The 6,730-nt window shown below is 66.7% G+C and carries 5 protein-coding genes and 1 pseudogene; all 6 read right to left on the bottom strand.

The features are described 5' to 3' along the window. Window positions 1–40: 40 nt before the first annotated feature. The 6 genes and pseudogenes from OHA03_RS47565 to OHA03_RS47590 all read right to left on the bottom strand — a co-directional run bounded on the left by OHA03_RS47565 (window position 41) and on the right by OHA03_RS47590 (window position 5,940). Window positions 41–388, bottom strand: coding sequence for a hypothetical protein (locus tag OHA03_RS47565; RefSeq protein ID WP_267008296.1), 348 nt, complete (start codon window positions 386–388; stop codon window positions 41–43). Between the two features lie 36 nt (window positions 389–424). Continuing rightward, window positions 425–871, bottom strand: a pseudogene (locus OHA03_RS47975) (helix-turn-helix domain-containing protein); the annotation flags it as partial. Window positions 872–880: 9 nt separating this feature from the next. Next, on the bottom strand, window positions 881–1,936 hold the full coding sequence (locus tag OHA03_RS47575; RefSeq protein WP_323181345.1) for a CU044_5270 family protein: 1,056 nt from the start codon (window positions 1,934–1,936) through the stop codon (window positions 881–883). Continuing rightward, the gene (locus OHA03_RS47580) at window positions 1,866–2,327 is read right to left on the bottom strand and encodes an RNA polymerase sigma factor (RefSeq protein ID WP_267007866.1); all 462 of its coding nucleotides are present in this window, start codon (window positions 2,325–2,327) and stop codon (window positions 1,866–1,868) included. Before OHA03_RS47580 ends, OHA03_RS47575 begins: the two co-directional genes overlap by 71 nt. A 326-nt stretch (window positions 2,328–2,653) precedes the next feature. Next, on the bottom strand, window positions 2,654–5,329 hold the full coding sequence (locus tag OHA03_RS47585) for a DEAD/DEAH box helicase (RefSeq protein WP_267007867.1): 2,676 nt from the start codon (window positions 5,327–5,329) through the stop codon (window positions 2,654–2,656). Then, on the bottom strand, window positions 5,326–5,940 hold the full coding sequence (locus OHA03_RS47590; RefSeq protein WP_267007868.1) for a hypothetical protein: 615 nt from the start codon (window positions 5,938–5,940) through the stop codon (window positions 5,326–5,328). Before OHA03_RS47590 ends, OHA03_RS47585 begins: the two co-directional genes overlap by 4 nt. Between the last annotated feature and the right edge of the window lie 790 nt (window positions 5,941–6,730).

The following is a 6,730-nucleotide window of genomic DNA, read 5'->3' on the forward strand; positions in this document are numbered from 1 at the left end:
CGAACACACCACATGGATCCAGCTTGCGCGGCTCTCGGGTTCAGCGGGTGATGAAGTCTGCGAACTCGATGTCGCTGAAGGTGATCTGCAGGCCATGAGCACGACGACCCCAGTCCCGGAAGTAGGCGTGCCCCAGAGCCCGGGCAAGGATCACCACCTGCTGTCGCTCACCGGCACCCGCATCCCGGGCCGCGAACAACTCCCGTGCGACCGCTCCGGAAAGCTCCTGGGTGATCAGCCGCTGTCGTGGGTCGTCGGAAGACCCCGCGGCGGAAGCGAACCCGAATCGCGCTCTGGCGTGCAGGACGATGCCGCGGGCTTCGGCCTGCGCTTGGATACGAGCGCGTACCCGCGGCTGCCACCAGACGCGGACCACATCCTCGATCACGCGGACATGCGCAGGGCTGGGACGTCCCTGAACACCTGCCTTCGCAGTCACCCACCGCTGCACGGTGCGCTGAGAAACCCCAAGCAGAGCAGCCAACCGCTTCGTGGACCCTTTCTCCGACTTGAGGAGGAACTTGAGGCGGTCGGCCGTACTGGTGGGGACGGGCCGCGTGCGCACGAGCCGCTCGAGTCCCTCCGCTATCTTTCCCAAAGTCTTCGACCTCCTGGACGTCCGGTGGAGCGGCTCGCGATCAAGATGCCCTTGGTCTGAATCGGTGGATCCGGCTGGCCGCGGGGTGGTCCGCCTCGTGCTCTCCGTACAGCCAGTCGGCTCACAGATGGTCCGGGTACCGTTCCGGAATCCGACGCAGAGACGGGCTGGAGGCTTGCTTCGAGATCCTGTCCGGTTCACATCATGAGGTGGATCAGCCTTGTGTGAGCCGTTGTCTGTGGGTCGTGTCGGGCTGGGGCCCTGCAGCCCCACCCCGGAGGGTTACAGGTAGGTGATGTAGAGGACGACAGCGGGCGGTTTGACGTTCAACTTTCCTGCGTCGTGGGTGAGTTCTTCCTCATAGGCGAGGAGGTTCCCGTTTTTCGGGTCGAACAGCAGGGTCTGTTCTTTGGGGAGTCCTCCGTATCGCGATGCAACGGTGAAGGCGGCACCGACCCGGCCCGCGCGATCCTCGACGTTGCCCCGGTACCTGATGCCCTGCGTGTCCTTGAGGGCCCGCAGGAGGGCTGCCCTCTGGGCGGGCGAGAAGTGCCGGTCCAGGAGGCGCTCGGCGACGGAGTCGAACGTCTCGCCGGGGCCGGATGTTTCGTAGCCCTCGGCGAGCCAGCGCTTCATGGCGCTCGGGCCGGTGGGGGCTTCGTGGTTTCTCGGGTCGGACATGTCGGCCGGCCCGGATGAATCCGAGTGCTCCTGCGGATCGGCGCCCACTGACCCGGCTGCTCCCCACCTCTCGCGCTGCGCGTCGTTCTGGAACTGAGGCTTGACGGTACGGACGGTCCACTTCTGCGACCCGTCGGGCTTCTTCCAGGTCGTGCGCCGCTCCGGAATGATCGCCGAGGTCACCTGCGCGCCGTCGATCCGGGTGGACAGTGACCAGCTCTCCTGGACGAAGCGCTGCGTGCCACCGTGGGGTGCATCGTTGGCAAGCCCCTCGATGCGCTGGGCGATCTCCTCCAGGACTTTGGCGGCCGGACGGTTACCGGCCTGGTAGGCCAGGGGCTTGGGGGTGATGGCGTACGCGGGCTGGGGCGCCGTCCCCCACATGTTGGTGACCACCAGGGCGAAGGCCGCAGCAGCCGTGGCCAGGCCACTGACCAGCAGCCAACGCCGGCCACGCCGATGGGAACGGCGAACACTCACATGCGCGCCCTCGGCCGGCGTGGAAAGAATCGATGTGAGCACCTGTTCGTCAGCTGGCGTGGCTGCCTCTCGAGCCGGGTCCAAAGACCGCAAGACACGATCCGTCTCACGCACCCGCTTCACCCCGCTTCGTCGTTGCCGACTGCACCAAGGCATCCCATTGCGGTGCAGTTCCATCAAGAAGCCGGAGGGCAAGCCCGTTCTTGAGGCGCTTGCGTGCACGATGGAGACGAACCTGATAAGCACCCACGCCACAGCCGAGAATCTTTGCTCCTTGCGAGGAAGCCACCTCGTCCCACAACGCCAACCGAAGCACCTCCTGGTCCGCTTCGCTCAGAGCGTCGAACGCAGTGGCCATCTCCATGCGCAGCGCCACATCCTCGGTGTGGTCCCCACCCTCGTCATGCGGCTGGGCCTTCAACCACTCGGACACACGCAATCGGTGCTTGTCCGACCGATAGGCATTGGCCAGGGTCCGGCGCGCCACCCCGTACAGCCAGGCCAACGCCTTGCCTTCGGGCAGCTCACCGAACCTGCGCCAGGCGACCAGGAATACCTCGGCGACCACGTCGCCACGTGGTCGCCGTGGATCCGCCGGCGCACGTACGCATCGACGGCCGAATAGTGCCGCCTGTAGAGCTCGGTGAACCGCTGCTCGTCGCTCGTAGTCTCCACTTCCCCTCCACCCTGTCTATGTGCGGCGGCCACGGCTCCTTACCGATGTTCGGAAGATTCTTTGGGCGGACCCGCGCCTTCACATCCGCACGCTGTGTCCTGCCCCCGTGCCGAGGCAGGACGGCTCTTGGCACGCTGGCAGCCCGGGACCCGGGGCGTGATGCCCGGGGTATGCGCCCTCTCCCGGTCAGGCGGTTCAATGACGTGGCGTTGATCGGGTCACTGCGCCCATTCGATGCCTAGTTCGGCCAGGGTGGCGCGCTGCTCCACGGTGAGTTTGTCGCGGCGGGTCTTGGTGTTCGTGATCCACACGCCCAGCTTCACCATGACGGGGGCGGTCTCGCTTTCCACGACGATCTCTTCTGCGTGCCCGCGCGGAACCCGGTGGTGTCGTTCGCGGGCGATGTACTGGGCGAGGGCCTGTACGCCCCTCTGGAAGGCTGCTGACGCCTTCCCGGACATCTTCCCGCCGCCCTTGGCTGCCGGGGTCGGGGCGGGGCGCTGGGCTGGCTGAATGCCCAGCCCGGTGAGCCGTTCCTGCTGCTCGGTGGTCAGCTGTGCCCAGGAGTTGGCCTGTCGCTGGAGCCACCGCCCGAGGTCGTCGCCTTCGTAGGTGACGCCGGGTTGGATGTCGGGGAGGTTGCCGCCGGGTTCGGTATTGGCGAGGTCGGCGAGTACCCGGTAGTGGCGTTGCCAGTTGAGTGGCCAGGGGCAGTTCCAGTCTTCATCGATGGCGGCGAGTTGCGCCGCGCGGTGCTCGGCCCGCTCCGGATCCTTGCCGATGCCGCCCTTGCGGCGGAGGTTGGCGATCAACTGTCCGATCGGGATCAGGCTGTCGGTGCCTCCTTCGCCCCATAGGGTGTCTTGGCGGGGTGCGAGGTGTCCGTGGGCCCGGTGAAAACTGCGCAACGCCGCGAGTTTGGTTTCCCATGCTTCGTCTCCGGGTTCCCAGACCATCCCGGCCTCCGGTGCGTCGAGGAGGGTTTTGCGGTGGTCGTCGAGTTCGCCGGCGCGGTATGCGCGGCGTTGTTGGTGGACCCACCTGCCGAGCGGGAACGCTTTCGTGACGCCGACCTCGGTCTCTGTGTCGTAGGGGACCGCGTGGAGCCCGGTGATGTGGTTTTCGGTGCGCCAGTGTCGGAGGGCTTGGTAGCCCTCGAGCCAGACGAGGGTTTCGGGTCGGTACACCCGCGTACGCAGGAACGCGGCGATGGTGGCCGGGTCTCGTGGAGTGGAGAAGTGGAGCAGCGCGGACTCGAGCACGGCCCGCGTCCCGTTCTCCTGGTCGACGACCTCACCCTCGCCTTCGCCCTCGGTTCCGATGATGCGCCCGTCGGCGTCGCGTACGAGGTGGTGGGGTTTGGCCCGTGGCTGCCGCGAGAGTGCTTGCGAGGCGAGTTGTTCGACGAGGTGTTCCGAGTGTGAGCGGAGTCCGTTTAGGACGGTTACGAGGGGGCGGTAGCTGGCGGAGGCGATCATGTCGTCGGGGTCCTCGCCGGGTTCCAGGAACACCGGCACGATGATCCGGGCGACCTTCGTGGTCCCGTCCGGGTTGGGCCGCAGTGCCCGGCCGATGTTCTGGACGATCTCCACTTGGGAGCCGCGGGTGTCGGCGAAGCAGATCGCTTCGACTCCGCGTGTGCCGACGATGTCGACGCCTTCACCGAGCACGCGGACGGACGCGAGGAATGCCCGGTGGACCCGGCGGTTGTTGGCGTTGATGCCGCCTGCGAACTGTCGTAGGACTTCGCGGCGTTCGCTGACGAGGTGGTCGCCGCAGAGCCAGTTTGCCCAGACGCGGTCTGGGGGGACGTGGCGGTAGGGCTCCAGGTTGTAGAGCTTTGCGTGGATTGAGGATGGCGGTAGTGCTGTGGCGTCTTCGAGGAATGTGTCGGATGCTTCGGTGGCGTAGAGCTCGGCCGCGGTTTCGGGGAGCTTCTCTGCGAAGGCGGCTGCCTCTTCCACTCGCTGGTGGAACGTCATGACCGTATGCAGGTTGCGTGCGGCGGCGTGCTCCAGCAACGCGGTCTGCAGCAGCGCGAGGCGCCGGCCCCGCAGCGCTTCTTCCGACAGCCCCAGCACCGGCTCGGGGTCGCGGATTTCGATCACATCGATCTCGAAGCCCGCCAAAATCCCCCGCTCGATGGCCTCCGACAGTCCGAGTTCGTAGATCCATTCGCCGTACGTTCCGGCCGGGTCGGACGTCATGGAGGCGATGTCCAGCTCCTGCCCGTCCTGGCCTCTCTGCGGCCGGGGTGCGGCGAGGATGCGCGGAGTCGCGGTCAGGTAGAGCCGGAAGTCCGCGGGGATTCGCTGGTTGTCGTGGATCGCGGCCCAGGGCCGGCCGAGGTCTCCGGCGGTTCCGTGTGCTTCGTCCACGACCGCGAGGTCGAACGGCTCCATGGTCTGCCCGTACAGCCGCTGGCCGCCCGCGAGAGCGGCTTCCAACGGCCCGCGCACCTTCCGCTGCCCCAACGGGGCGTCGATGTCCTCGCGGTCGACGAGGGAGGCGTAGGTGGCGAACACGATCACCGGCCCGGAACCCGCCCACAGCGCGAGCTGGATCGGGTTGGTGGTCGTCCGCACGCCGAGCTGCTCCAGGACGTCGTCCTTCTCCAGCGAGCACACGGCAACCATCGGGGAGCGGTGGCCGACCCGGCGCCACGCCTGCGCGGTCTGCACGAGGAGGTCCAACGTGGGGACCGTGACGAGGATCCGGCCGCCGGGGAAGTTGTCCAGCGCGGCCGAGGCGGCCGTGATCGTCTTCCCGGAGCCGGTCGCGGAGACGACCGTGCCACGGAGCCCCTCAGCGGGCACAGATGATCTTGCAGGGAATCCCACCCATTTACGGATGCCTGAATTCGCTTCTACCTGGTGTTCTCGAAGCTGGATCAAAACAATTCTCCGGGTTCGGGAAGGACCTGCTCGACCGAGGTGATCCGGTATCCGCCCTGCCGGTAAGGGCCGTCTGGGCGTCCGTAGACGGTCCAGGGCCGGTGGGCGGCTTCGCTGAGGGAGGAGGCCATCAGATGCACGGTGAGGCACGGTTCGCCCAAGCAGCCGGCCCGCTGGGCAACGAGCCGGTAGACCCGATGGCGCAGCATCTCGGCCGGTGCCCCGCCATGTTGCTCCGCCGCGGCTATGTCAGCGGCCACACGCTGCATCCGCTGCTCCTCACGGCGGCCTACACGCGGATCCTGCCCCGGTACATAGACAGGCATCTGCCGCTCCGTCATCACGTGGGCTACACGCTTCCATTCAAGGTGCTCCCACACGGCGATCGCCAGCTCACTCAGGCTGAGGAGCTCTGCCAGTCCTTCGCGTGCGCGTTCCTCGCGTTCCCGGGAGAGCCGCACATGCGTCCGCACCTGGCCGAGGGCGAGCCCGGTGGCCTTTCTCGTCACACCGAGCCGCGCAATTTCTTCCGGAAGATATTCGTAGAATGACATGAGCCCCGTCCGCGCCCAGAGGGTATCCCTTGTTTCTACCAACTCTACATGCTGCATCAAATCAATGATGCGTGGCACCGAAACCAGGACACGAACGAGCGACCCCTCGTAGCCAGTCGCACACCCGGCCCCCTTCCCGGCAGACGGGGGCCGGAAAGGGCACGGGGGTCTGGGGCGAAGCGGAGGGCCTCGGTCCCGTTGGTGTGGGTCACCCCTTAGGGTGCTGCCAGACCAGGGCTTCATCATGACGCCTGGCGGTTCATCACAGGGGCATGCATGAGTAGGCAGACAGAACAACGGCGTCCTTGGATAGAGCGCACGCTCTTTGGCACCCCGTTCCGGGTGGCGGTCTACCTGACCGTTCTGACACTTGCCAGTCTGGTGAAACTCGTGTGGGCAGTACAGGACGACCACAGCTTCAAGGTTGTGGTGACCAGCTTCGTAATCCTGCTCAGCACAGCGGGCGCTGTGCTGTTCTGGCGTATCCACCGCAGAAGCCACCGGGCCCCCTAGCCAGCCAGGCCCGCGCAGCGGGTCCAGGTCCTGAAGGCGAAGCCGGAAGGACTCAGGGTGGAGGAGCGCAGCGGACACACCCTCAGGTGAGATCTCACACCTCGCCTAACCGGCAACCCGTCCGCCCGCCCGCAACGGGCCGGCCCCTACCCCCTGGAGCGCAGCGGAAGGGCACGCCCGGCAAAGCCGGGCAGGGGTGAGCGAAGCGAACCCCAGACTCCGTGAAACGGAGTCAACTCTGGTGCGAAGCACCAGAGTCCACACCCCTGCGAAGCAGGGGTGCGCAACCACCGTGCGAAGCACGGTGGTTCGCTTGCACATCGCGCAGCGATGT

It is taken from the genome of Streptomyces sp. NBC_00154, from assembly GCF_026342835.1.
Taxonomy (GTDB): Bacteria; Actinomycetota; Actinomycetes; order Streptomycetales; family Streptomycetaceae; genus Streptomyces.

What these genes read in the sequence shown, in the direction of transcription:
- OHA03_RS47575 (WP_323181345.1), bottom strand. Translation starts at nt 1,936, where the DNA reads ATGGAACTGCACCGCAATGGGATGCCTTGGTGCAGTCGGCAACGACGA.
- OHA03_RS47590 (WP_267007868.1), bottom strand. Translation starts at nt 5,940, where the DNA reads ATGCAGCATGTAGAGTTGGTAGAAACAAGGGATACCCTCTGGGCGCGG.